The organism is Morganella sp. EGD-HP17 (assembly GCF_000512315.2).
GTDB classification, from domain to species: Bacteria; Pseudomonadota; Gammaproteobacteria; order Enterobacterales; family Enterobacteriaceae; genus Morganella; species Morganella morganii.
Genome location: NZ_AZRH01000002.1, coordinates 211,226 through 237,555, shown reverse-complemented (window position 1 = coordinate 237,555; position 26,330 = coordinate 211,226). Strand labels below are relative to the sequence as shown.

The following is a 26,330-nucleotide window of genomic DNA, read 5'->3' as shown; positions in this document are numbered from 1 at the left end:
AGACAGCGGTGTATCAGTTGCGGTAATGCTGCTTTAATCCGCTGAGCAGCAACCGGATATGTTCCCGCAGCACATCATTGATCATGTCATACTCTTTCGGGCCGATATTATCCCAGCCGGTCTGGCGCAGCAGGTTTTCCCGTGCCAGACGGAAAGATAAAATCTCACCCATCAGAGCGTGTGTATGGATCAGCGTATTGATATGCCCGTCCGGCAGCCCGGTATAACGGGCGACAAGCCTTGCCTGGCGGGTAAAAATCGCAGACAGCGCCTGCTCGTGGATAAGCGTGTAAGCTTTGGTCGGAATTAACTGCTCGCGTGACATAATCCGGCTGATATTAATATTACTTTTCTTCAGTACCAGCTCATTGTAGGCAAGAAAACTCAGTTCAATCAGTTGCAGACAGCGGCTTTCATCCCGTTCGTCAGCGCCGTTTTCCAGAAACAGATCAATTTCTTCAATGACAGGACGGAATTCATCACGGATAATGTCGGCAATATGCTGTGCAACGGCCAGATACAACCCGTCTTTTGAGCCGAAATAATAAGCAATAGCTGCGATATTTTGATCCGCACGTTGTGCAATCTGGCGAGTAGTGGCACTATTTGGGCCGTTCAGTCCGAAAATCTCAATAGCGGCTTCCAGTAAAGCGAGTTTGGCTTGTTCGCCTCGCGGCGTATTAGTCGTATTGACTGACATGGCGTATATCCTTATGGGTGTGTCGGCATAAACGAGAGATCAATCATATGATTAACTGTATGCTCATCAGTATCTGTTGTAAATGAGCAGTAAGCAACGGATTGATCACAGACGTATTTTATCGATATTTCTTCCGGAGTGACGGATTAATTTTCGACATTCAATTATCAGCAGGCCCCGCAGACAACAGACCGGGGCGGAGTCTTAACAATTCATGAGTTTTTCATCATTACCATTATGCCCGGAAATTCAGAAGGCCGTCGCAGAGATGGGCTACGAACAGCCGACCCCGATTCAGATGCAGGCCATTCCGCAGGTTCTTGCCGGACATGACTTATTAGCCAGCGCACAAACCGGTACCGGAAAAACCGCCGGTTTTACCTTACCTATCCTGCAATATTTACAGGATAATCCGCGCAAAGGCGGCGGGCGTCCGGTCCGCGCGCTGATTTTGTCCCCGACCCGTGAACTGGCCGCTCAGATCGGCGAAAACGTCCGCGAGTACAGCCGCCATCTGCGCACCCGTTCGCTGGTGGTCTTCGGCGGGGTGAGCATCAACCCGCAGATGATGAAACTGCGCGGCGGCGTGGATATCCTGATTGCCACTCCGGGCCGTCTGCTGGATCTGGAACATCAGAATGCCGTGGATTTATCCAAAGTCGAAATTCTGGTGCTGGATGAAGCTGACCGCATGCTGGATATGGGCTTTATCCATGATATCCGCCGTGTTATCAAAAAATTACCGGTGAAACGTCAGAATTTACTGTTTTCCGCGACATTCTCCAATGGTATCAAATCTCTGGCGAATACCATTCTGAATAATCCGGTGACGGTGGAAGTTTCCCCGCGCAACAGTGCCTCACAGCAGGTCACACAGTTTGTTCATCTGGTGGATAAAAAACGCAAAGCAGAACTGCTGGCGCACCTGATTGGCCGTGATAACTGGGAGCAGGTGCTGATTTTCACCCGCACCAAACACGGTGCCAATCGTCTGGCGGAATTCCTTAACGACAGCGGCATCAAAGCGGCGGCTATCCACGGTAATAAATCCCAGGGCGCACGTACCCGTGCACTGGCGGATTTCAAAAGCGGCGCTATCCGCGCTCTGGTCGCGACTGATATCGCGGCACGCGGTCTGGATATCGAGCAGCTGCCGTATGTGGTGAACTATGAACTGCCGAATGTGGCGGAAGATTATGTCCACCGTATCGGCCGTACCGGGCGTGCGGAGGCTACCGGCCTGGCATTATCACTGGTATGTGTCGATGAGCATGACTTATTACGTGACATTGAAAAACTGCTGAAAAAGCAAATCGAGCGGATGGCTGAACCGGGTTACGATCCGGATCCGTCCATCAAAGCCGAACCTATCCAGAAAGCGAAGCAGGGTCGCGGCGGCAACGGACGTTCCGGCGGAGGACGTCAGGGCGGACAGGGTCGCAGCGCCGAAGGCCGCGGTAACAGCGGTGGCGGTGACAAACGTCCGCCGCGTCCGCGTCAGCACAAACCGCGTTCCGGCAACAGCGACTCCGGCAGCCCGTGGGGTAACCGGGGCAAATAACGGAACCGGCTCATGCGTGTTCTTTTAGCACCAATGCAGGGGGTCTTAGACCCCCTCGTCCGTCATCTGCTGACGGCGGTGAATGACTATGATCTCTGTATCACCGAGTTTGTCCGTGTGGTGGATATGCTGCTGCCGGAGAAACTGTTTTTCCGTCTCTGTCCGGAGCTGGAAAACGGCGGTCTGACCGAATCCGGTACGCCGGTGCGGATCCAGCTGCTGGGGCAGTTCCCGCAATGGCTGGCGGAAAATGCCGCACGTGCGGCGGAACTCGGCTCGCACGGGGTGGATCTCAACTGCGGCTGCCCGTCCAAAACAGTGAACGGCAGCGGCGGCGGGGCGATGCTTCTTAAAGACCCGGAGCTGATTTATCAGGGCACCAAAGCTATCCGTGAAGCGGTACCGGCACATCTGCCGGTGTCGGTGAAAGTGCGGCTCGGCTGGAGCAGCAATGCGCACCAGTTTGAAATCGCCGATGCGGTGGCACAGGGCGGGGCAACCGAGATCACGGTGCACGGGCGCACCAAAGAAGCAGGTTATCGCGCGGATTTGATTGACTGGCCGGCGATCGCAGCTATCCGTCAGCGGCTCTCCATTCCGGTGATTGCCAACGGCGAAGTCCGTGACTGGCAGAGTGCGCAGCAATGCCTGGCCGTGACCGGCTGTGATGCGGTGATGCTCGGGCGCGGAGCGCTCAATGTGCCGAACCTGAGCTGTGTGGTTAAATATAACGCGCCCTTTATGCCGTGGCCGGAAGTGGTGGCATTACTGTACCGCTACACGCAGCTGGAAAAGCAGGGTGATACCGGGCTGTACCATGTGGCGCGTATCAAACAGTGGTTCAGCTATCTGCATAAAGCCTATCCGCAGGAAGCGGATGAACTTTTTGCCGTGATCCGCCCGCTGAAAGATTCTGCCTCGATTGCACAGGCGATTGCCCGGGCTCAGGGCGCATAAAATTTGCTTTTTTTGCCATATCGCACTTTAATTGACAGGTGAGCCGGATTTTTTCTTAACCCGTTAATACAGCAGGAGGTACTGATGAATTTTCTGTCCTGGATTATTTTTGGCCTGATCGCCGGTGTGCTGGCGAAATGGATTATGCCCGGAACCTATAGTATCGGCATTATTATGACGATTGTACTGGGTGTTGTTGGTGCTGTTGTCGGGGGATATATCAGTGTTTTCTTCGGCAAGGGGCGTGTCGACGGGTTTAATTTCGGCAGCTTTGTGGTAGCGGTGATCGGTGCGATGGTGGTGCTGTTTCTCGCCGGGAAGTTTGCGGGCTGACAGCCGCATAACAGATTTAAAAAATGCCGGAGCAGCTGACGCGCTCCGGCATTTTTTTATGGTTCAATCGGCAGGGTGTCTGAGCCGCCCCATTCCGCCCAGGAACCGTCATACAGACGGACATTCTGATGGCCGGTGAGTGTCAGCGCCAGCAGCAGTATGGCGGCTGTCATACCGGAACCGCAGGACACCACCAGGTATTTGCTTAAATCCACACCCGCATCACGGAATATCTGCTGAATCTGCGTCGGGGATTTGAAGATCCCGTTTTCCACCAGGGTATTCCACGGCACATTGCAACTGCCGGGAATATGGCCTGAACGCACGCCGGGACGCGGATCCGGTGCCAGCGCCTGAAAACGATCGGCAGAACGGGCATCGACAATCTGAATTTCCGGGTCCGTAATCGCCAGCAGCACATCATCTTTATTCACCGCATTATGACGCTGAAATTCCGGCACAAAGGTTTTCGCCTGTGGCAGCGGGATATCGCCGCTTTCGGTGGTATAACCGGCACCGGCCCAGGCATTCAGTCCGCCCTGTAAAATACGCAGATTTTTCATACCGAAGGTTTTCAGTGTCCACCAGGCGCGCGGGGCGGAGAACAGGTTACCCTGATCATAAATAATCACCATGGTGTCATTATCGATCCCGAATTCACCGGCAGCCTGTGCGAACACCTCCGGTGACGGCAGCATATGCGGCAGCGGCGAGGAGAGATCAGCGACTTTATCCAGATCAAAATAGTGTGCGCCCGGAATATGGCGCTCAAGCCATAACTGATGGCAATTTGCTGGCTGACCGGGTGGCGCTTTGCTGACATCGAGCACAACAAGATTGTCGTCATTCAGGTGCGTGTGCAGCCAGTCTGCTGTCACAAAATAGTCTCGGTACATCGCAATTAACCTCGTTAGCAGGACGCAGAGTGCTACCGGGCTTCTCCGGTGGTCGTTTCCTGCGCCGTGGATGGAGTCTCAGGGGCAACCGAACGATTATACATATTCATTCCGGCAAGAAAAACGCCGCCGAGGGAGCCGAAGGCAAAAATAAAAATGAAAATAATCAATAATTTCTTCATATATGTATTCTGGTCTTATCTGATGGAGCCTGTCTTCCGGACAAATCCGGGGGCTATGTTGATTAATTGTAACAAACTATTGAAGCAACCGTATGCAGAAAATGAGCGGTAACGGCCCGGACATGCTGATTTTTTTTCTGTAGTGTGAAACAATAGCGCCCTGTTTATTTATCCATAGGTTTTTCAGATGCCCCTTTCCGCCACCGTCAAACAACAAATCAGCGCCTGGTACAAAGCCCTGCCGGAGCAGATTGACGGCTTTGTCCCGCGCGCTCCGCAGCGGGAAATGATTGCGGAAGTTGCCCGGACGATGGCGGGCGATGAAGGGCGGCATCTGGTGATTGAAGCCCCGACCGGGGTGGGAAAAACCCTCTCTTATCTGATCCCGGGCATTGCGGTCGCGCGGGAACAGCAAAAGCTGCTGGTGATCAGCACCGCCAATGTCGCGTTGCAGGATCAGATCTACAGCAAGGATCTGCCGCTGCTGGCAAAAATTATCCCTGATCTGCGTTTTACCGGTGCATTCGGGCGCGGGCGTTATGTGTGTCCGCGCAATATGGCGGTGATTGGTGCGGCGGAAGGGGAACAGATCGACCTGATGCTGCTGCTCGAAGATAAAGCGGATGTGGCAACGGCCTCTGAACGCGACACGGTGCGCAAGCTGCAGAATGATTTTACCTCTTTCGGCTGGGACGGCCTGCGCGATCACCATAAAACCTCTATTCCGGACAGCCTGTGGCGCAAAATCAGCACTGACAAACTCAGCTGTCTCGGCCGTAACTGTCAGTATTACTCGCGCTGCCCGTTTTTCCTGGCGCGGCGTGAAATTGAAAGTGTGGATGTGGTGGTCGCCAACCACGCGCTGGTGATGGCGGCAATGGAAAATGAATCGGTTCTGCCGGAAAGCAAAAAATTGCTGCTGGTGCTGGATGAAGGGCACCATATCGCTGATGTGGCCCGTGATTCCCTGGAAGTGGAAGGGGATATCACCCTGGTATCCCTTCAGGCGCAGCTGGATAACCTTTCCCGCTTTGTCACCCAGTATCTGCAACAGTTCCGCCCGGTAAAACCGCCGAAACTGGCGGACAGCGCCCGTCTGCAGAAACACCTGGACGCGATGTCAGATGTGTACCGCGATGTGGCGATGTACACACAGGCGCTGCTGCCGGAGCAGGCGGCGGATCCGCACTATCTGTTTCCGCTCGGGGAACTGCCGGAGCCATTGACGGCGGCGGCTCAGCAGTTGTCAAAACAGACGGATGCTCTGCACAGCATGGTGGAGGGGATACTCAGTGATCTGAACGAACAGACGGCAAAACAGGATATTGTCCGTCTGCACCGCGCCATCCTCACCGCCGGAAAGTTCCTCGGTGCACTGGAAAACAGCGCTAAACTGTGGCGTCTGGCGGCACTGTCGGAAATCTCTCACGCACCGGTCTCAAAATGGCTCAGCCGCCGCTATGAAAAAAATCAGTCTCACCTCTGGTTCCACTGCGCGGGGATCCGTGTCAGCGAACAGCTCGGCCACCTGTTATGGCGCAATGTACCGAATATTGTGGTGACCTCGGCAACCCTGCGTTCACTCAACAGTTTCAGCCGGTTACAGGAAATGACCGGGCTGAGTGAAAAGGCCGATGACCGTTTTGTAGCACTCGATTCTCCGTTTGATCACTGCCATCAGGGGCGGCTGGTGATCCCGAAAATGCATTATGAACCGACACCGGCCGATGAAGCCGCACATATCGGGGAGATGGCGCGTTATTTCCGCTCCCAGCTGGCGTCCGGTGAACACCGCGGCATGCTGGTGCTGTTTAACAGCCAGCGGGCAATGGATCTGTTTCTCACCCATGTGACGGATTTACGTCTGCAACTGCTGGTGCAGGGGGATCAGCCCCGTTACCGGCTGGTGGAAACCCATTGTCAGCGGATCCGGGACGGGCAGAACAGTGTGCTTATCGGCCTGCATTCTTTTGCCGAAGGTCTTGATCTGAAAGGGGATTACCTGACTCAGGTGCATATTCACAAAATCGCGTTTCCGCCGGTCACCAACCCGGTGATTATCACGGAAAACGACTGGCTGAAATCCCTGAACCGCTACCCGTTTGAAATCCAGAGCCTGCCGGGAGCGTCATTTACGCTGATTCAGCAGGTCGGGCGGCTGATCCGCAGTCATCAGTGTCACGGGGATGTGGTAATTTACGACCAGCGCCTGCTGACCAAACGGTACGGCAGCAGGCTGCTTAATGCATTACCGGTCTTTCCGATTGTGCGGCCGGATATTGAACCTGAAAAATAATTAAACGGGTGAGCGTTATTCTGCTGTGGCGGTAAAGGTTACGTTACCGCCCTGATCATTGATATTACTGACAGTCAGATGGTCACCGCGTTTAACCGTTCTTTTTACCACTATTTCCGAACTGCTTTTCGGTTGCAGCATAAAGGATTTATGCAGTATTTGTTTTTTATCCGCCAGGGTGATTTCCGTAATGGTAATGTGGTACGGCGATGTATTATTGACCCGTATTGAATGACTGCCGGACTGAAATGACACCCGCTGTGAGGCAGTGTTTCTGTCACTTAATCCGGCAGGGCGGTAAAAGACTTTAAACCGTGAACGGACGGCCAGTTGTCCTGAGTTTTTTTCCTTCAGCGATGATGTTTCACTGACCGGCGGAATATCAAGAATATTCAGCCGCCACAGGCTTTTTCTGTCTGACGGCATACTGTTTTTATCTGTCAGCCGTATACGTAAAATCTGTTCTGCTCCGGGATTGATGCATGAAACAGGCGGGGTCAGCTCAAACGGCGTGACCGGCAATTTCGCGGGCAGAGCCTCGGAATCGCCCGGGTCAAGCCAGTACTGAACAAATGCCGCAGTGGCGGATTCATTATTTATCCGTGCCGTAATATCGTGAGCACCTTTCGGATAAATATACCGTGTGCTATTCGCACTGATACCGTCAGCGAAAGAAAAGGCACTGATAAAATACCCGATAAATAACAGATATGATTTCATTTTATTTCCCCGCTGTGCACGAAGAAATACACAGACAGGTATTATTACTGAGAAAATTACCTGCCATGATTACGTATTAACGTATTCCCTTTATTTCATTTAATTTTATGCGTTTTTTTTGTTTTTGAAATACGTATGTTTTCTTGGTTTTGTTTATTACGGAATACCGTTAATACCGAAAAATAATAAGCAAAAAAAAACCGCCCGGAGGCGGTATAAAGGGTAGGATTGACTCACTAGGTCTTACTGTTTTTATTGTCTGCGACACATACTCACACATGAGATGTTTATTTCAGCACCGTAACCCGCCGGCTGCGGTGCCGTATTTCTGACTATTATTCGATATTGGCTTCGATGAACCACAGGTACTGGTCGAGGTCGCGGGAGGCGGCAGTAAACATATCTGCGGTATTTTCATCCTCAACGCGGCTGACGGCACGGCGGATATCGTTGGCGACGATGGCATAACGGTCGGCCAGTGCTTTCAGGTGATCCTGCACGGTGTGGATATCGGTCGGATAAGCCGGTAAAGCAGAGGCTTTACTGACAGCCTGTGAGGTACCGAGTGCCACACCGCCGAGCTGAACAGCGCGTTCGGCAAAGGTATCCAGGTGGCTGTTGAGGCTGTCACGGAAGCCGTCCAGCATTTCATGTACAGCAATGAAATTGCGGCCGCGCAGATTCCAGTGCGCCTGTTTGGTCATCAGCGACAGGTCGATAAACTGCAGAACCTGATGATTCAGTTCATCAATGGTTTCCTGCTTAATATCATCAGTGACATCGTTACGGGTGTACACTAAGTGAGAAGCTGTGGTTTTCACTAATTTCGCGGTGCTCATTATTGTTCCCCTTATTTATTCCGTTAAACATCTTTGTTTCGATGGGGTTACTATAGAGCAGCGCAGATGATAGTTAAATTCGATTAAATCTATAGAATCGATAGGCAAACCGGCACGAGGCCGGTTTCAGTATGGCGGGTGATTACTCAACAGCTTTGATTTTTGACTTTGGTTTGATGGTCAGTGCCGCGCCCATGGAGGCGATGACAATGCAGCTCAGCGCCAGCCATTGTGTGAATAACAGATGCTCGCTCAGGAAGATAATACCCACCATTGCGCCAATTACCGGCTCAAGGCTCATCAGTATGCCGAATGTCCGTGTCGGCAGGCGGGTCAGTGCCACCATCTCCAGCGAGTACGGGAAGGCTGTTGATAAGATAGCTACCGCCACCCCGACCGGCAGTACCGCCCAGCTGAACATCACACTGAGATCACTGTGATAAGCCCCTACCGGAAAAAAAATCAGTGCGGCGATAAGCGAGCCGACGGAAACCGTGGCTGCGCCGTAAAACCGTCCGGCCCGCTGGCCGAAGATAATATAGAGTGCCCAGCCCGCCCCGGCACCCAGGGCATACAGCATCCCCACCGGATCCAGCTGATTAATCTGTCCGATCTGCTCACCGAGCGGCAGCAGAAAGGCGAGACCGGCGATCACCAGAATAATCCAGAGATAATCCGTTATTTTCCGTGCCCCGAACATAGCAACCGCCAGCGGCCCGGTAAACTCCAGGGCGACTGCAATCCCGAGCGGAATGGTGGACAGCGCCAGATAGAACAGATAGTTCATCGCCCCGAGCGAGAGGCCGTATCCCAGCATCGGCAGCAAAGACTCACGGGTAAAACGCAGCCGCCAGGGTTTAAAAATCACCAGCAGAATCGCTGTACCCAGCAGTAATCGCAGGGCGGTCACACCCGGGGCACCAATAACCGGAAACAGGGTTTTTGCCAGTGAGGCACCGCTCTGAATAGAGATCATCGACAGCAGCAATAAGCCGATCGGTAACCACGGAGAACCACTTTGCTGGCGGGGAGACGCAGACATGAAGAACCTCGGGAGCAATAAAAATGCGGTGAGACAATTAGTTATGTTGAATTGCATGCAAAAGGCAGAACTCGTCCTGCAATCTTAGCGGGGCGGCTGACGGATAGCAATTACTGATTTAAGAGGATATTAATCCGCAGACAGCGATTGCCGGGTAATATAGCAAAATCTGACGAGTGCTATCTTCAGACCGCTTGCGTATACTGACTGCCGGATTTTCATTTCATCACGATAAGGACAGGGCAGATATGCGGGATATTAAACGAATAGCAGTCTATTGCGGATCAGCTGCAGGTGCATCAGAGATTTACCGCCTTGAGGCCGTGAAATTTGCCCGGATTCTGGTTGAGCAGGGAATTACCCTGGTTTACGGTGGTGCCAGTGTGGGGATCATGGGGACGGTGGCGGATACCGTACTCCGCGAAGGCGGGAAGGCCATCGGCGTGATCCCGGCATTGCTGGAAGGACGGGAGATTGCTCATAAAAACCTGACTGAGCTTCATCGCGTCAGCACCATGCATGAACGTAAAAGCAAAATGATTGAACTGGCGGACGGCTTTGTCGCGCTGCCGGGCGGCTTCGGTACCCTGGATGAGTTTGCTGAGGTCTTTACCTGGAGTCAGATCGGGCTGCATCAGAAGCCGGTCGGGCTGATGAATATCAATAATTATTATGACCCGCTGCTGTCTCTGATCAGCAAAATGACCGATGAGCAGTTTATGCAGGAAAAATACCGCCATATGGCGGTAGTCGAAACTGACGGTAACGCGCTTATCCGCCGCTTCCGTGACTATGAGGCACCTGCGGTCAAAACCTACGATTAACCGGAGAATACTATGATAATCCGCCCTGCCGCACTGAATGACACTGATCGCATTGCTGAGCTTTATCAGCAGTTATTTACTCTGATGGCGGAATATCAGCCCGACCGCTGGCGCCCGGCGCAGCAGGATCGCGGATTTATCGAAAACGCTGTGACAGATGAAAAGTTCTGTCTGCTGGTGGCGGAAACGGAAGGGCATATTGCCGGGTTCGCCTTTGCGCAGACGCAGGTTACCTCACCTTATACCTGTGTGGTGCCGCGTCGTTTCGGTTATATCTTTGATATTGTGGTTGATCCGGCGGTACGCGGACAGGGCACCGGAAAAAAATTACTGGATGCTGTTAAAGACTGGTCAAAGGCACAGGGCCATACGCATCTGGAGTTGTCAGTGCTGCCGGAAAACACCGGTGCCATGCGTTTATATGAGCGCGAAGGCTATCAGCCGGTGATCCACACACTGGCGATTAAGCACTGAGATAAAAAAACCTCATCGCAGGATGAGGTTTTGGTTTATCAGACTGCGGATTACCGTCAGTTGGTCAGATGAACGGTTTTACCGCCGACAATGGTGCGCAGTACTTTCACATTGGCAATATCATCAGCAGGTATCTGAAACACATTGCGATCCAGCACGATCATATCAGCCAGTTTGCCCGGCTCCAGGGAACCGAGAATATCTTCCCGGTGCTGAGCATAAGCCGAGTCAATCGTGGCGGCACGCAGCACTTCCGTGACAGTCAGGTCACGGTCGGTGTCCAGACGCTGTGCCGGCTGACCGTTGACCGGATGACCACGGCGGGTGGCGGCCACTTTCAGATCATACCATTCATCAAAATCATCAATCGGCCAGTCACTGCCGAACGCAACGACCGCACCGGCATCAATAAACTTACCGATAGGCTCCAGCTGCTGAAAACGGGTTTCACCGATCATATTGCGGGTGAATTCCGCCAGTTCCGCAGTCGGTGCCGCCCACTGGAAGGAGAGGCAGGCAATGGTGCCGAGTCTGGCGAAACGCGCGTAATCTTTGGCATCCACCAGCTCATTGTGAGCCAGTCCCGGACGGATATCTTTGCCCGGATGCGCAGCCCGCATTTTTTCGATGCCGTTGAGCACCATATCAACCGCACCTTCACCGACAGTATGCAGATGCGGATCGTACCCGGCAGCTGCGATACGTTCGAGCAGGGCATCGATCACCTCTGAAGTGAAATAGAGATCACCGTAATTTTCTGTCTCACGCCAGTCCGGTTGTGCCGGGGTGCCGTGATTGATGCGGTACGGTTTCAGCAGGGAGGCGGTCATGGTCGGGAACTGAAGCACACCATCAACAAACATTTTAATGTTTTTTACCGCGATGCCCGGTTCCGGGCCCCATTCAGGCTGATGATAGCGCTCCGCAAAGGCAACGGCGTTTTGCACGGCCTGCGGCACGGATGCCACATCCGGCGCATCATCCGGCGTGATTTCACGGGCAGCCTGCACACGCAGTGTCAGTTCACCCTGCTCCTGTAATGCACGGAACGCATCCAGCTGTAATTCTGCCACACGTGCATCCATGACCATGGTGACGCCCTGTTCATTGAGGACTTTCTGCACCAGACGGGCGACATCCACTGCGCGGTCAGCCTGAATGGAGGGAATACTGTCCGCCGCACGCATGGCCGGGGCATCCTCAAGGATACCGTTCAGTTCACCATTGGCGTGTTTGCCGATTTTACCGTCACTCGGTGCCGGGGTTTCTCTGGTGATGCCGAACAGCTCCAGCGCACGGCTGTTGGCGAGCAGGGTATGGCAGTCATTGGAGAACAGCACGACAGGGCGGCGGGTATTGAGCTTATCCATGTCTTCGCGGTACATATCAATACCGGCCGGTAACATGCCCTGACGCAGCCAGGCGGTCACTTTCAGCCAGTCATTTTCGCCGGTGCGCGGATCATTATCCAGATGCGCCTGCACACGGGCGAGGATCTCATCAATGGTCAGGGATTCATAATTCAGATGGCAGCCGAACAGCTGAATACCGCCCCAGAACGGGTGCATATGACCATCAATAATCCCCGGCATCATCATTTTGCCGTCGAGGTCGATAAACTGTGTATGCTCACCACGGAATGCTGCCATGTCATCATTATCACCACAGGCAAGAATACGGCCGTCAGCAATGGCGATGGCCCCGGCGACGCGGTTTTCCGCATCCGCAGTATAGATATAACCGTTGTGATAAATAATATCAGCGGCAGTCATTTTCATTATGCTCTCCAATCCTCATCAACAGAGTTAATTGATAATTAAGTGAGTTTCTTCTTCCGTGATTGACGGCGGACGGCGGGTAAAGAAGCGGGTGATCACACCGAGGTATACCACACCGATCCCCAGCCAGATCAGGCCGACAGTCAGTGCCTGCGCATCCAGGCTGGTCCACAGCCACAGGGTCAGCAGCACCCCGATAGCCGGTACCACCAGACAACGCAGGATCACGGCAGCCGTCAGCGGTTCTTTCCGGTCAATAATAAAGTGTTTGATAACACACAGATTTACAAAGGTAAACGCAATCAGTGCGCCGAAGCTTATCATGGACGCCACCAGGCTCAGGGAGAGCACCAGCGCCATCAGTGAGGCGAGGGCGACAAACAGGATCGACAGTACCGGAGTGTTGAATCTGGCATGCAGACGGGCAAACACTGAGCGCGGCAGCACCCCTTCACGGCCCATGGCATAGAAAATCCGCACAATACTGGCCTGGGATGTCATCGCGGAAGCAAACACGCCGATCACATAGGCGGTAATAAAGGAGGACGCCATCAGTGCACCGCCGACTTTTTCCATCACCTGAATACTGGCGATATCGGTGTTCGGCAGGAAATCACGCCACGCCGGATAGCTCAGGTGTGCGGCGTAAGAGATAATGATAAATAATGTCCCGGCAATAAACACGGTATAGAGGATTGCTTTCGGCAGCGCCCGTTTGGCGTCTTTGGTCTCTTCCGCCATGGTGGAGATGGCATCAAACCCGAGGAATGCGAGACACAGAACCGCCGCACCGGCAAACAGCCCGGACACCTGATCAGACATCACCGTCAGCGGGGCGAGCAGCGCCTCTTTATCCACTGTGAACGCGGAACTGAAGCTGAGATACAGGAACAGCGTGATAAATATCAGCTGCATCACAATGATCAGCATATTCATCGAGGTGACCAGTTTGATCCCGAGAATATTCAGCACAGAGACAATCACAATGGTGGAGACGATAATCAGCTCCATCGGCACCGACGGCAGGGCTTCATGCACAAAAATACCGATGGCGATATAGTTGATAATCGGCAGAAATAGATAATCCAGCAATTGCGCCCAGCCGACCAGAAACCCGGTATTCCCGCCGAAGATTTTCTGGACATAGGAATACGCAGAGCCGGCCAGCGGCAGTGTGCTGGTCATTTTACAATAGCTGAGTGCGGTAAACAGGACGGCTGTCAGAGTAATAATATAAGCAACCGGTAAATGACCTTCACTGAGGACGGTAACCTGTCCGTAAGTTGTGAAGATACCAAGGGGCACCATATAGGCGAGCCCGAAGAAAACCAACGCGGGGGTATTTAAGACGCGTTTCATCTGCACAGTATTCTGTTGCATTTTTACAGCCCTTCCCAATAGCCTGAAACATGCCGCGGATATCGCATCCGGGCACAATATATATTTCCGGCCGTCAGCGGATGACGGTCAGTCTGCATTTATTTTCAATAAACCTCGCACCTTGCGTCTGCATCGTGCGCACTTTACTGAAACGTCAGTGATAAACGGGCCATCACCACACGCTGGGGTAAATGCAGGCGGCGTACAATATATGAGTTATCTGTATTTGGCAACAGAAGTTGAACAGGATAATAATAAGGATAAACCATCCTTACCGGTCGTGCTTTTCCGGCTTATTATCAGGCATACCGAAAACAACATAACCTGATATATTTTTCAGTAAATTCATTGTGATACCTGTTTTAAGTAATAAGCCGGTGTTACCGGCAATACATTACGTGACATAACGTAATTCGTTATCCGGCTGCAAAAGAGAATAACCCGGGTATTTTTGAACCGGGAGGGTGACGGATAAGTCCCGGGCTGTTGCTTTTCATCGCCGTAAAACGGTGGGTAACCGATAAATAAAGATAAAGTAATCGCGTGTCAGAAAGAAAATATAAAAAATAACAACATCCCCGGCGGAATATCCGGGGAAATAAAAGAGCTCCCGGGAGAAGAATATTATTTTCTGATGTCAGGTGTTATTTCCCGGCAGGCGTGCAATGTTTATCGTCACTTACTGCGACAGTAAATAATTAAAATATTAATAAATTGATTTTTATGTGATTTTTTTGATTTTTTGACGGACGGAAGCGTATTTCAAGCACTTCATGTTCATATCCTGATAACAGGAGTAGCCTCTCCGTCTGACAATAACGGGTACAGCAATCAGGAACGATTTCTCCGCATTTTTGTCCTGTTCGTTTGGTCAAAATGCTTTTTTACCGGGATATTAACGATGCGTTAATTCTCTTAAAGTGTGAACGAAATCGTTTGCTTTTGTTTTTTGCGGCTATAGAATTCGTCAGATTTTTTTGGCCTGAGAAAAGCAACAGGAGGTAATTGTGTCCGGGGATAAAAATTACAGTCATGGGCCTGTGCCCATATCCGCGCGGAAAGGCGGGCTGGCATTAACCTTTGTAATGCTGGGTTTGACCTTCTTTTCCGCCAGTATGTGGACCGGAGGTGCTCTCGGTACCGGTCTCAGTTTTAATGATTTCTTCCTCGCAGTTCTTATCGGTAATCTTCTTCTTGGTGTCTACACCGCTTTTCTTGGTTTCATTGGTTCCAAAACCGGCTTAACAACCCATCTTCTCGCGCGTTACTCCTTCGGTATTAAAGGCTCCTGGCTCCCTTCATTCTTACTCGGCGGCACACAGGTCGGTTGGTTCGGCGTCGGTGTGGCCATGTTTGCCATTCCGGTCGGCAAAGCAACGGGCTGGGATATCAACTGGCTGATCGGCATCTCCGGAGTGCTGATGACCATTACCGTTTTCTTCGGTATCTCTGCGCTGACCGTACTCTCGGTGATTGCGGTTCCGGCGATTGCCATTCTCGGCAGCTATTCTGTTTACCTCGCGGTAACCGGTATGGGCGGCATGAGCGCACTGCGTGATGTGATCCCGGCACAGCCGATTGATTTTAATCTGGCGCTCGCCATGGTGGTCGGTTCGTTTGTCAGTGCCGGTACGCTGACGGCGGATTTTGTCCGCTTCGGTCGCAAGCCGAAAATTGCGGTGCTGGTGGCGATTATCGCCTTCTTCCTCGGTAATTCACTGATGTTTATCTTCGGGGCGGCCGGGGCGGCGTCTCTCGGTATGGCGGATATCTCTGATGTGATGATTGCCCAGGGACTGTTATTACCGGCGATTATCGTTCTCGGTCTGAATATCTGGACCACCAATGATAACGCGCTTTACGCCTCCGGCCTGGGGTTTGCCAATATCACCGGGCTTTCCAGCAAAACCTTATCTATCGTCAACGGGCTTATCGGCACACTGTGCGCTCTGTGGCTCTACAATAATTTTGTCGGCTGGCTGACCTTCTTATCTGCCGCTATCCCGCCAATCGGGGGCATTATTATTGCCGATTACCTGATGTACCGTCACCGTTATGAAACCTTTGACCGCAGCAAAATGCGCGATGTGAATGTCAGCGCACTGCTGGCCGTGGCGGCAGGTGTGATTGCTGGGCACTGGCTGCCGGGGATTGTGCCGGTGAACGCAGTTCTCGGCGGGGCATTAAGCTATGCTGTCCTCAATCCGTTACTTAACCGTCGTCGTACAACCAACCCGGAGATGACCCGTGCTTAATCAAACCGTAAAACATATTTTTAATGCCCGTCTGCCGGATCGTGCTGGCCTGTGGCGTATCGACATCGATAATCAGCGCATTACCGCGATTGTGCCGCAGCCGGAAGGTGAAATATTGCCGGAGAGCCTGGACGCCGAAGGCGGCCTGGTCACCGCGCCGTTCGTCGAGCCGCATATTCACCTCGATACCACCCAGACCGCCGGGGAACCGGCGTGGAACCAGTCCGGTACCTTATTTGAAGGCATTGAACGCTGGGCGGAACGCAAAGCGCTGCTGACGCATGATGATGTGAAAACCCGTGCCCGGCAGACCCTGAAATGGCAGATTGCTAACGGCATCCAGCATGTCCGTACCCACGTTGATGTCTCCGATGCCACCCTGACCGCGCTGAAAGCGATGCTGGAAGTGAAACAGGAAGTCGCGCCGTGGGTGGATTTACAGATTGTTGCGTTTCCGCAGGAAGGGATCATGTCCTATCCGGACGGTGAGGCACTGCTGGAAGAAGCACTGCGCCTGGGCGCGGATGTGGCGGGGGCTATCCCGCACTTTGAATTTACCCGCGAATACGGCGTGGAATCCCTGCACAAAACCTTTGCGCTGGCACAGAAATATGACCGCCTGATCGACGTGCATTGTGATGAAATCGATGATGAACAGTCCCGTTTTGTGGAAACCGTTGCCGCGCTGGCACACCGTGAGGGAATGGGCGCGCGTGTTACCGCCAGCCACACCACGGCGATGCATTCTTATAACGGCGCTTATACTTCCCGCCTGTTCCGTCTGCTGAAAATGTCCGGCATTAACTTTGTGGCGAACCCGCTGGTGAATATTCATTTACAGGGGCGTTTCGATACCTATCCGAAGCGCCGCGGGATCACCCGTGTCAAAGAGATGCTGGCGGCGGATATTAATGTTTGCTTCGGTCACGATGACGTGTTTGACCCGTGGTATCCGCTGGGCACCGCCAATATGCTCCAGGTACTGCATATGGGGCTGCATGTCTGTCAGCTGATGGGATATGGTCAGATTAATGACGGGCTGAAACTGATCACGGAATACAGTGCGCGTACCCTGAACTTACAGGATTACGGCGTAGCGGAAGGCAAACGCGCCAGCCTGCTGATCCTGCCGGCGGAAAACGGGTTTGATGCCGTCCGCCGTCAGGTGCCGGTGCGTTACTCTGTCCGTGACGGCCGTGTGATAGCAGAAACACAGCCTGCCGTCACACAGATCCACCTGGATAAACCGGAGACTATCCGTTACAGCCGCACACCTCGCACTGAGGATCAGGCTTAAGATTAATGGTGCGGAACTGCATGCGCATCGCATCAAACAGCACCACTTTTCCGCTGCTCACCTGCCCGTAGCCGGTGAGCAGTTTGATGCACTCCATCGCCTCCAGGGTGCCGATGGTGCCGACCAGCGGTGCCATCACACCCGCTTCCACACAGGTCAGACTGTTCTCCCCGAATAACCGGCTCAGGCAGCGGTAACAGGGTTCCCCCTCCTGCCAGGTAAAGACAGCAATCTGTCCTTCCATACGAATAGCGGCACCGGACACCAGCGGGATCTTCAGCTGATGACACGCCCGGTTCAGTTGTTCGCGGACGGCGACATTATCAGTGCAGTCCAGCACCACATGGTGAGACCGGATCAGAGCGGTAAGCTCATCATCATCCAGCTGTTTGGTAACGGTTTCAGTCCGGCAATGCGGATTGACGGCTTTCAGCGCAATCGCGGCGGATTCTGTTTTTGCCATCCCGATACGGGCATCGGTATGCAGGATCTGACGCTGAAGATTGGAGAGCGACACGGTATCAAAATCCAGCAACGTAAGATGCCCCACGCCCGCCGCCGCCAGATACTGCGCTGCCGCACACCCGAGTCCGCCGAGGCCGGTGATCAGCACCCGCCCGGCTTTCAGCGCTTCCTGACCATCAAAATCAAAGCCGCGCAGCACGATCTGCCGGTTATAACGCAGCGCTTCCTCATCACTGAGCTCAATATGTCCGGGTTCAGTCGCCATCAGTCATTCTTCAGTAAATGGTTAAAAAACTCGATTTCAACGGTTTCACCGGCGGCAACCGCACCGCGCTCACGCTCCAGCACAATAAAGCAGTTGGCGAGGCTGAATGAACTGAAAATATGCGAGCCCTGGTCGCCGGTGGTTTTTACCACCATCTGACCGGATTCATTCACCCCGGCAATACCGCGCTGGAAATCCAGACGACCGGCGGATTTTTTCAGTGGCGTGGTGGTGACGGCTTTAAACCGCATTGGCGGCTGCCACTGGCTGAAACCGGACAGGCGGGCGATCAGCGGCTGCACCAGCTCATAAAAGGTAACGGTGGTGGAGACCGGGTTACCCGGCAGACCGCAAAACCAGGCGTTATTCAGCTTACCGAAAGCAAACGGCTTGCCCGGTTTGATCGCCAGTTTCCAGAAATTAATTTTGCCGATTTCATCAAGAATCTGTTTGGTGTAATCCGCTTCGCCGACAGACACGCCGCCGCTGCTGATCACCAGATCCGCCTGTGCATCGGCTTTCTCAAAAGTGGTGCGCAGAATATCCGGATTATCCGGGATCACGCCGAGATCAATCACATCACAACCGAGCTTTTCCAGCATCAGACGAACCGCAAAGCGGTTGGTATCATAAATCTGTCCGTCACCCAGCGGCTGGCCGACCGCCTGCAATTCATCACCGGTGGAGAACACCGCCACTTTCAGTTTGCGCACCACGGACAGCTCCGCCAGACCGAGGGAGGCAATCAGCGGCAGCTGGGCGGCGGCCAGTTTGGTGCCTGCCGGTAAAACTTCACTGTGTTGCGCGATATCCTCACCAGTACGGCGGATATTCTGCCCGGCGGTAATTCCGGCGGTAAAGGTAATTCCGGCATCCGACACTTTCGCTTCTTCCTGCATCACCACGGTATCCACACCCTTGGGTACCGGTGCGCCGGTCATAATACGGACACATTGTCCGGCCGGTAATTCACCTTTGAATGGAACACCCGCCAGAGCGCGACCGGCAACCGGCAGCGGGGTTTTTCCGTCCCAGTCGGACAGGCGAAATCCGTAACCATCCATTGCGGAATTATCAAACGGCGGTACATTGATAGGCGAAATAACCGGGGTGGCAGTGATCCGCCCGGCGGCATCCGTCAGCGCGATTGTTTCAGTACCGGTGATCGCGGCCGGGGTCGCGAGCAGCTTATCCAGTGCTTCCTGTAAAGAGATTAACGAAGAGGTGTAACTTTCTGTCGGATTAGCCATGATGCTGTTTCACTCCCGGCGCCTGCTGGGCGCAGATAAAACGGATAATAAAGAGAAGGGCATTATGGCAGACTTACAGCACAAGTTGAATGATGTGGCACAAAAGCGTGAGCAACAGATCTGATTCCGGAAGTCATTATTGCATTTTAAAGGCTTCTTTTGGTATAACGAAGTTACAAATTATTAACATATTGCATTTCATATGACGACATCTCACTCCGCCCGTCAGACAACGGCGCTTCATATTGCAGTCAGTGGTTTTCTTGCGCTGGTGGTGGCCATGGGAATAGGGCGCTTTGCTTTTACCCCGCAGGTGCCGCTGATGATTGATGAGCACCAGCTTGACCTGACAACTGCCGGTATTGTGGCTGCCTGGAACTATCTCGGCTATCTGGCCGGATCCTTTGATGCCATGCGGGCAAAACGCGGTATTGAGCTGCGGCTGTGGACCGGTTTATGGGGCGCGGTGATTATCACACTGCTGTCAGCGGTGATTTCCGGGGCGGTGCTGCACAGTATCGCACGGTTTTTTATCGGCTGGGCGAGCGGCTGGACGCTGGTATTAGCGGCTGCCTGGACCAATGACGCACTGGCAAAACTTAACCGTCCGGCACTGAGTGTTGCGGTTTACGGCGGCACCGGTACCGGAATTCTGCTGTGCGGACTGGCAGCTATCGGCATTCAGGGCTTATCACTGACCGCCTCGCAGGGCTGGTGGATCTATGGTGCTGCGGCACTGGTCTTCAGTCTGTATGTCAGCCGCTATCTGCCGCGCCCGGGGGAACTGAGCTCCTCCTCTTCCACGCACAGTAAACCAGTGATGACACCAAAAATCCGCCGTTTATTGTGGAGCTATGCGCTGGCCGGATTCGGCTATATTCTGCCTGCCACGTTTTTATCGCAGATGGCGGCGGCACGTTTCCCCGGCAGCCTGTTTGCCCAGTTTGTCTGGCCGGTGTTCGGGATAGCGGCAGTCGCCGGTATCGTGGCTGCCATTGCTGCGCGGCGTTTTTTCACGCCGCAGCGGCGGCTGGCACTCACCCTCTGGGCACAGGCTGCGGGTATTCTGGCGGCGGAAGTCATGCCCGGGATCAGCGGCCTGGCGGTCAGTGCCTTTCTGGTCGGCGGCGGCCTGATGGCTGCGGTGCAACTGGCATTTCAGTGCGGGCGCGAACTGGCTCCGGAGCACGGCCGCTATATGGCCGGGCTGCTGACCACCTGGTATGCCGTCGGGCAGCTTGGCGGCCCGCTGGTATCCTCGGTCTCCGCGTATTTTACCGGCAAACTGGAACCGGCGCTGTGGGTCGCCTTTGCGGCACTGATTACCGGTGGTTTGCTGATTTTCCGTGATCGCAGCGATATAAAAGAATAATTATCTCAGTGATAACAGGGTTATTATTTATTAATCCTGTTATCTTTATTATTCATTAAAAATAAAAAACGGATAATTAAAAAAACGGTTTTATAACTTAGCCTGTTTATGCTTTATTTAATTTTCAGGGCATAAAGTCATTTTTCTAAAATATAACAGGGCAGTTATTCCCGATGAGAAAGAACAATTTTCTTCAGAAGGCAATCAATGATCTGAAAGATATACGATTGTGGTCCATGAGTATCAGCATGATACTGACATCTCTGACAGTAACGCACTCGTCACTGCGCATTGTCAGACCGGACAATGTGATGACCGATGTCTTTCTCACCCCTGTTATTTATGTGGGTTTTATGCTCTGACAAAAAAGATACTGTATTTTATATTTGAATAATTGAGAGGTTAATTATGAAAGAATTAAATCAGGAACAATTATTGTCCGTCTCAGGTGCAGGGTTTATCTCTGTCGGAATGATGTTCGCCGGTGTTGCATTTGATATCAGTGCTGTAATGATCTCAAATATCAGCCGGAATAACGAAGAAATTGTTTTTGCTGATCATAAGGATATTTCCCGTCTTCGTTATGAGGTTATATAACACATCCTTTATCCGGCATTTTTCCGGCAAATGTTTCCGTCAGCGATATTCCGGCTGATATCCGCATTATTAACAGGGATTTCCGGTGCAAACTTTTCATCACCAAAACCACAAAATGAATTAACAAAACGACGTATTGCTCTAAAATAGCAGGGCGGCGGGTATTGACCAGCCGACGGGTGCAACACAGCACCGGGAGTCACCTGAAAAATAGTCGGAGAAGGTATGTCATCATTAAGCCGGGAAGCAGAACTTGTCCACGCCGCGCTCATCGCACGCGGGCTGGAGACACCATTGCGGGAGCAGACACTGCCGCCGGAAACCCGCAAGGTTCAGATTGAAGCGCATATGACAGAAATTATGAAGCTGCTCAATCTCGACCTGAGCGACGACAGTCTGGCAGATACCCCGAAACGTATCGCGAAGATGTATGTGGATGAAATTTTTTCAGGACTGGATTATCACAATTTCCCGAAAATCACCCTGATTGAAAATAAAATGAAAGTGGATGAAATGGTGACGGTCCGTGATATCACGCTGACCAGCACCTGTGAACACCACTTTGTCACTATCGACGGTAAAGCCACCGTTGCTTATATCCCGAAAGACACCGTTATCGGGTTATCGAAAATTAACCGCATTGTGCAGTTCTTTGCCCAGCGCCCGCAGGTTCAGGAACGTCTGACACAGCAAATTCTGCTGGCACTGCAAACGCTGCTCGGCACCACTAATGTGGCGGTATCCATTGACGCGGTGCATTATTGTGTCAAAGCGCGCGGCATCCGTGACGCAACCAGTACCACCACCACCACCTCACTGGGCGGGTTATTTAAATCCAGCCAGAATACCCGCCAGGAATTCCTGCGCGCGGCCCGTCATATTTAACGGATGAATACTTCAGTCACATCTGCCTCTGCCCGTATTGATGTCCTCGATATGGTGCGGGGGCTGGCCATCCTCGGTATTTTTATTCTGAACATCGGCGGATTCGCGCTGCCGTCTGCGGCCTATCTGAACCCGCTGTACACCCCGGCGGCGTCCGCAACAGATATCGCCACCTGGGCAGTATTAAGTGTGCTGGTGCAGGGGAAATTCCTCGGCATGTTTGCACTGCTGTTCGGTGCCACTCTGATGATGCTCAACCGTTACAGCCAGCCCTGGAATATGGCGCGGTTACTGGTGCTTGGAGTGATCGGGCTGCTGCATACCGCTCTGCTCTGGGACGGGGATATCCTGCTGATGTACAGCCTGACCGGCGTTGCCGCCTGCTGGATCATCCATAATGTTTCCTCCCGCTGGTGGCTGAAGCTGGTGCCGGTGCTGATCCTGACCGGATTGTTTTTACTGTTTTTCCTGTTATCGGAAGGTGGTGAGCTGAAACTGTTGTACTGGCAGCCGTCGCAGGAAATGCTGGATTATGAAGTACTGATCGCCGACACCGGTGGTATTGCCGGCATGCTGGACAGAATCAGTACCATCAGCGGTATGCTGATGATGATGGTGGTTCAGTATGGCTGGCAGTTACTGGCAATGATGCTGCTGGGCGCAACACTGATGAAAAACGGCTGGCTGAAAGGGGCATATCCGCTGTCTCATTACCGGCGGCTGGCAGCGTGGCTGCTGATCCCGTCACTGCTGCTGCAGGCGGTTGTGATGTGGCTGGAATACCTGAACGACTGGAGTGTCTTCTGGATGGGCACTGTTGGTTATCCGCTGGCGGATATTTTGCAGCCGGTACAGACTACCGGGCTTATTGCTTTGTTTTATGGTTTGCAGCCACAGCTGAAACCGGTTGCCGCCTGTTTACAGCGGGTCGGGCGTACCGCACTGAGCAGTTATCTGCTGCAATCGGTGTGCGGGGTGATACTGTTTGAGTACCTAGGTTATTTCTGTCAGTTTGATCGCCTGACGCTGCTGGCATTTGTGCCGCTGATGTGGCTGATCAACATCCTGTTCTCAACCCTGTGGCTGCGTTATTTTTCTCAGGGGCCGGTGGAGTGGTTATGGCGGCAGGCAGCCAATAAGCTGGCAGCCCGCTGAAACCGGATTATTGCGCGGCGGGTGCCGGTTGTGTGTTATCCGCCGGTTTTTCCGGTGCCGCAGGTGGCTCCGGATAAAGCACATTCAGCTCTTCCGGTGTCACTGCCGGATATGACGGTACATTCTCCGGTAACGTTTGTGGTGCCGGAATCGATTCCTGCGGGCCGAGGAAACGCGGCTCGCGGTTGAGAATATATAAATCAGCCAGTGCGCCCAGCCGGGCAACCACTTCCCGCGCACGGACAGTAAACATATTCTTCGGGGAGGAAACCGCGTAACAGCGCGCCTCAATACCTTTTTCCATCGCGATATACAGCGCCCGTTCACAATGGAAGCGCTGGGTGATAATCGTAAAGCCATTGGTATCAAAGACTTTTCGTGTCCGTACCACAGAATCCAGCGTGCGGAATCCGGCAAAATCGAGCACAATTTTACTGGCCGGGATCCCGGCATTCACCAGATCCTTGCGCATCGTGCTCGGCTCATTGTAACTGTGCTGGGCATTATCGCCGCTCAGCAGCAGATACTTCACCTTGCCGCTGTTATATGCATTCACGGCACCCTGGATACGATACCGGTAATATTGGTTAATTGTCCCGTTTTTATAGTACTTAGCGGTACCGAGTACCATACCGACTTCACTCGGCGGCAGGTCATTGATATTTTCATAGATATAAGGCGCGGTTTTCCAGCTAATCCAGCGATCTGCCGCAATAGCCGCTGCTGCTGCCAGAATAATACCTGCCAGCATCCACAGAATGATCCGTTTCCATATCCGGGCTTTTCCCATTATTACTGAGACCTTTATCACTAATTAGTTACCATAAGGCTAAGATTACTTGAGCGGGGAAAGGCTGGCAAGGGTGAAAAAAAGAATAAAACCCGCACAAGTGCGGGTTTTCAGCGGCAGAATACCGGTTATTCGTCAGAAAGATGTCCGGCGGTAAACACGATATTCCGGATGCCAGAAGTTACGTTCGATAGCTTCATCGAGTGCACCGTCAGAGGTCACAGTCGCGACACCCTGGATCTGTGCTTCTTTGGCAACCTGTTTGGCGATGATACGGGAGACTTTTTTGATGTCCTCGATATCCGGCAGCAGTGAGCCTTCGCCGTTAACAACCATCGGTGAGCATTCAGCCAGCGCGCGGCTTGCTGCCATCATCATGCCGTCAGTCACACGTCTGGCACCGGCGGCCAGCACACCCAGACCAATCCCCGGGAAAATAAAGGAGTTGTTGCACTGGGAGATAGGATAGGTTTTATCCTTATAAATCACCGGATTAAACGGGCTGCCGGTTGCAACCAGTGCATGACCGTCTGTCCAGGCGATAATATCTTCCGGACGGGCTTCCACACGGGAGGTCGGGTTGGACAGCGGCATGACGACCGGACGCGCACAGTTTTTGTGCATTTCACGGATAATCTCTTCCGTAAACAGCCCCGGCTGACCGGAAACCCCGATAAGCACAGTCGGCTTAGCGTTACGGACCACATCTTCCAGTGAAATCGCATCATTCTGCACATCCCAGTCTGCAATAATGTCACTTTTGGTGATCAGTTTGCTCTGGAAATTCAGCAGGTTCGGCAGTTTGTCCGTCAGCAGGCCGAATCTGTCCACCATAAAGATACGGGCACGCGCCTGCTCTTCACTCAGGCCTTCAGACTTCATCTGCGCGATAATCTGCTCGGCGATACCACACCCGGCTGAACCGGCACCCAGGAAGGCAACAGTCTGGTCTTTCAGCTGTCCGCCTGCGGCACGGCTGGCGGCAATCAGGCTGCCGAGGGTGACTGATGCGGTACCCTGGATATCATCATTGAAGCAGCAGAGCTGATCGCGGTAGCGTTCCAGCAGCGGCATCGCGTTTTTCTGGGCGAAATCTTCAAACTGTAACAGCACATCCGGCCAGCGGCGCTTAACCGCATTGATAAATTCATCAACAAATTCATCATATTCTTCGCCGGTGATACGCGGGTGACGCCAGCCCATATAGAGCGGGTCATTCAGGCGCTGCTGGTTATTGGTACCGACATCCAGCACGATAGGTAGGGTATACGCCGGGCTGATGCCGCCGCAGGCGGTATACAGAGAGAGTTTACCAATCGGGATCCCCATCCCGCCGATCCCCTGGTCACCCAGACCGAGGATCCGCTCACCGTCGGTTACCACGATGACTTTTACATTCTGCTTGGTGGCATTCTGCAGCATGTCATCAATGTAAGCGCGGTTCGGATAAGAGATAAACAGCCCGCGCGCACGGCGGTAGCTGTCCGAGAAATGCTCACAGGCCGCCCCGACAGTCGGGGTGTAAATGATAGGCATCATTTCTTTGAGGTGAGCATTGAGCAGGCGGTAGAACAGCGTTTCATTCGTATCCTGAATGTTACGCAGGTAGATATGTTTGTCAGTATCGTTTTTAAAATCAGAATACTGACGATAAGCGCGTTCAGTCTGCTCTTCGATGGTCTCCACCGCTTCCGGCAGCAGGCCGTGGAGGTTGAAATTACTGCGCTCTTCTTCGGAGAAGGCGCTTCCCTTATTCAGCAGCGGAAATTCTAACAGGATAGGGCCCGCATACGGAATATATAATGCACGTTTGCTTTCGTATTCCAGTTCCATGTATGACTACTCTTTGCCAATTGACATTTTTAAGACAGGACGCACTGATCCTAAGTTATCTGAAAAATATGTACAGTAATTGTTACGAAATTAGTGATGCCGATGTGTGAAAGTGAGAGGCGGGATAGATTTATATTTAATAATCACGTAAAGGCTGATACCCGGAACAGATGGGTATCAGCCT

At 52.8% G+C, this 26,330-nt stretch carries 25 protein-coding genes; 13 read left to right on the top strand and 12 right to left on the bottom strand.

Translation table 11 applies throughout. The features are described from left to right. Nucleotides 1-13 precede the first annotated feature (13 nt). Nucleotides 14-700 (bottom strand): transcriptional regulator CecR, encoded by a 687-nt coding sequence (gene cecR, locus X965_RS03500; protein ID WP_004235704.1) that lies wholly within the window; start codon nucleotides 698-700, stop codon nucleotides 14-16. 214 nt (nucleotides 701-914) lie between these two features. Between cecR and rhlE the strand changes: the two genes are divergently transcribed. From rhlE to X965_RS03485, 3 genes are all read left to right on the top strand, one after another. Beyond that, nucleotides 915-2,261, top strand: a complete 1,347-nt coding sequence (gene rhlE, locus X965_RS03495) for an ATP-dependent RNA helicase RhlE (protein ID WP_004235705.1) — start codon at nucleotides 915-917, stop codon at nucleotides 2,259-2,261. A gap of 12 nt (nucleotides 2,262-2,273) precedes the next feature. Continuing rightward, nucleotides 2,274-3,218, top strand: coding sequence for a tRNA dihydrouridine(16) synthase DusC (gene dusC, locus X965_RS03490; protein WP_004241659.1), 945 nt, complete (start codon nucleotides 2,274-2,276; stop codon nucleotides 3,216-3,218). Between the two features lie 84 nt (nucleotides 3,219-3,302). Then, nucleotides 3,303-3,551: a GlsB/YeaQ/YmgE family stress response membrane protein gene (locus X965_RS03485; protein WP_004235708.1), complete on the top strand. Its 249-nt coding sequence runs from the start codon at nucleotides 3,303-3,305 to the stop codon at nucleotides 3,549-3,551. 56 nt (nucleotides 3,552-3,607) lie between these two features. Here the strand turns inward: X965_RS03485 and sseA are convergent, their stop codons facing one another. Next, nucleotides 3,608-4,447: a 3-mercaptopyruvate sulfurtransferase gene (gene sseA / locus X965_RS03480; protein ID WP_036417061.1), complete on the bottom strand. Its 840-nt coding sequence runs from the start codon at nucleotides 4,445-4,447 to the stop codon at nucleotides 3,608-3,610. Nucleotides 4,448-4,479: 32 nt separating this feature from the next. Beyond that, on the bottom strand, nucleotides 4,480-4,629 hold the full coding sequence (locus X965_RS19510; protein WP_004241665.1) for a hypothetical protein: 150 nt from the start codon (nucleotides 4,627-4,629) through the stop codon (nucleotides 4,480-4,482). Nucleotides 4,630-4,816: 187 nt separating this feature from the next. On the opposite strand from X965_RS19510, the gene dinG reads away from it, so the two are divergent. Further along, nucleotides 4,817-6,925: an ATP-dependent DNA helicase DinG gene (dinG, locus tag X965_RS03475; RefSeq protein ID WP_036417057.1), complete on the top strand. Its 2,109-nt coding sequence runs from the start codon at nucleotides 4,817-4,819 to the stop codon at nucleotides 6,923-6,925. Between the two features lie 15 nt (nucleotides 6,926-6,940). On the opposite strand, the gene X965_RS03470 is transcribed toward dinG, so the two are convergent. The 3 genes from X965_RS03470 to rhtA all read right to left on the bottom strand — a co-directional run bounded on the left by X965_RS03470 (nucleotide 6,941) and on the right by rhtA (nucleotide 9,526). Continuing rightward, nucleotides 6,941-7,645: a molecular chaperone gene (locus X965_RS03470; RefSeq protein ID WP_036417054.1), complete on the bottom strand. Its 705-nt coding sequence runs from the start codon at nucleotides 7,643-7,645 to the stop codon at nucleotides 6,941-6,943. 335 nt (nucleotides 7,646-7,980) lie between these two features. Continuing rightward, on the bottom strand, nucleotides 7,981-8,484 hold the full coding sequence (gene dps / locus X965_RS03465; protein WP_004235719.1) for a DNA starvation/stationary phase protection protein Dps: 504 nt from the start codon (nucleotides 8,482-8,484) through the stop codon (nucleotides 7,981-7,983). 142 nt (nucleotides 8,485-8,626) lie between these two features. After that, nucleotides 8,627-9,526, bottom strand: a complete 900-nt coding sequence (gene rhtA, locus X965_RS03460) for a threonine/homoserine exporter RhtA (protein ID WP_004235720.1) — start codon at nucleotides 9,524-9,526, stop codon at nucleotides 8,627-8,629. Between the two features lie 248 nt (nucleotides 9,527-9,774). On the opposite strand from rhtA, the gene X965_RS03455 reads away from it, so the two are divergent. Continuing rightward, nucleotides 9,775-10,350 (top strand): TIGR00730 family Rossman fold protein, encoded by a 576-nt coding sequence (locus X965_RS03455; protein WP_015422556.1) that lies wholly within the window; start codon nucleotides 9,775-9,777, stop codon nucleotides 10,348-10,350. A gap of 12 nt (nucleotides 10,351-10,362) precedes the next feature. Then, entirely contained in the window at nucleotides 10,363-10,824 is a 462-nt protein-coding gene (locus X965_RS03450) for a GNAT family N-acetyltransferase (RefSeq protein ID WP_004235723.1), read from the top strand. Nucleotides 10,825-10,880: 56 nt separating this feature from the next. Here X965_RS03450 and X965_RS03445 read toward each other — a convergent pair whose 3' ends face one another. Both X965_RS03445 and X965_RS03440 read right to left on the bottom strand, forming a co-directional pair. Further along, nucleotides 10,881-12,602, bottom strand: coding sequence for an amidohydrolase (locus X965_RS03445; protein WP_004235724.1), 1,722 nt, complete (start codon nucleotides 12,600-12,602; stop codon nucleotides 10,881-10,883). Nucleotides 12,603-12,629: 27 nt separating this feature from the next. After that, on the bottom strand, nucleotides 12,630-13,982 hold the full coding sequence (locus X965_RS03440) for an APC family permease (RefSeq protein WP_036417052.1): 1,353 nt from the start codon (nucleotides 13,980-13,982) through the stop codon (nucleotides 12,630-12,632). A 1,007-nt stretch (nucleotides 13,983-14,989) separates the two neighbouring features. Here X965_RS03440 and codB point away from each other — a divergent pair. Continuing rightward, nucleotides 14,990-16,237, top strand: a complete 1,248-nt coding sequence (gene codB, locus X965_RS03435) for a cytosine permease (RefSeq protein WP_004241678.1) — start codon at nucleotides 14,990-14,992, stop codon at nucleotides 16,235-16,237. Continuing rightward, entirely contained in the window at nucleotides 16,230-17,534 is a 1,305-nt protein-coding gene (locus X965_RS03430) for a cytosine deaminase (protein WP_015422559.1), read from the top strand. Before codB ends, X965_RS03430 begins: the two co-directional genes overlap by 8 nt. Here the strand turns inward: X965_RS03430 and moeB are convergent. Together moeB and moeA are read right to left on the bottom strand one after the other, a co-directional pair. Further along, nucleotides 17,491-18,264: a molybdopterin-synthase adenylyltransferase MoeB gene (moeB, locus tag X965_RS03425; protein WP_004241680.1), complete on the bottom strand. Its 774-nt coding sequence runs from the start codon at nucleotides 18,262-18,264 to the stop codon at nucleotides 17,491-17,493. The genes X965_RS03430 and moeB overlap by 44 nt on opposite strands. Then, nucleotides 18,264-19,514, bottom strand: coding sequence for a molybdopterin molybdotransferase MoeA (gene moeA / locus X965_RS03420; protein ID WP_036417049.1), 1,251 nt, complete (start codon nucleotides 19,512-19,514; stop codon nucleotides 18,264-18,266). The genes moeB and moeA overlap by 1 nt, the downstream gene beginning before the upstream one ends. On the opposite strand from moeA, the gene X965_RS19870 reads away from it, so the two are divergent. The 5 genes from X965_RS19870 to yeiB all read left to right on the top strand — a co-directional run bounded on the left by X965_RS19870 (nucleotide 19,513) and on the right by yeiB (nucleotide 23,523). Further along, entirely contained in the window at nucleotides 19,513-19,638 is a 126-nt protein-coding gene (locus X965_RS19870; protein WP_004241683.1) for a hypothetical protein, read from the top strand. The genes moeA and X965_RS19870 overlap by 2 nt on opposite strands. Before the next feature lie 78 nt (nucleotides 19,639-19,716). Continuing rightward, nucleotides 19,717-20,886, top strand: coding sequence for a YbfB/YjiJ family MFS transporter (locus X965_RS03415; RefSeq protein WP_036417047.1), 1,170 nt, complete (start codon nucleotides 19,717-19,719; stop codon nucleotides 20,884-20,886). Between the two features lie 408 nt (nucleotides 20,887-21,294). After that, nucleotides 21,295-21,483, top strand: coding sequence for a hypothetical protein (locus X965_RS03410; RefSeq protein WP_036417043.1), 189 nt, complete (start codon nucleotides 21,295-21,297; stop codon nucleotides 21,481-21,483). A gap of 225 nt (nucleotides 21,484-21,708) precedes the next feature. After that, nucleotides 21,709-22,368 (top strand): GTP cyclohydrolase I FolE, encoded by a 660-nt coding sequence (gene folE / locus X965_RS03405; RefSeq protein ID WP_004235735.1) that lies wholly within the window; start codon nucleotides 21,709-21,711, stop codon nucleotides 22,366-22,368. 3 nt (nucleotides 22,369-22,371) lie between these two features. Continuing rightward, nucleotides 22,372-23,523, top strand: coding sequence for a DUF418 domain-containing protein YeiB (gene yeiB / locus X965_RS03400; protein WP_036417041.1), 1,152 nt, complete (start codon nucleotides 22,372-22,374; stop codon nucleotides 23,521-23,523). A gap of 7 nt (nucleotides 23,524-23,530) precedes the next feature. Here the strand turns inward: yeiB and sanA are convergent, their stop codons facing one another. Beyond that, the gene (sanA, locus tag X965_RS03395; protein WP_036417154.1) at nucleotides 23,531-24,298 is read right to left on the bottom strand and encodes an outer membrane permeability protein SanA; all 768 of its coding nucleotides are present in this window, start codon (nucleotides 24,296-24,298) and stop codon (nucleotides 23,531-23,533) included. 150 nt (nucleotides 24,299-24,448) lie between these two features. Further along, nucleotides 24,449-26,146, bottom strand: a complete 1,698-nt coding sequence (locus X965_RS03390; RefSeq protein ID WP_004235738.1) for an NAD-dependent malic enzyme — start codon at nucleotides 26,144-26,146, stop codon at nucleotides 24,449-24,451. Nucleotides 26,147-26,330: the final 184 nt, after the last annotated feature.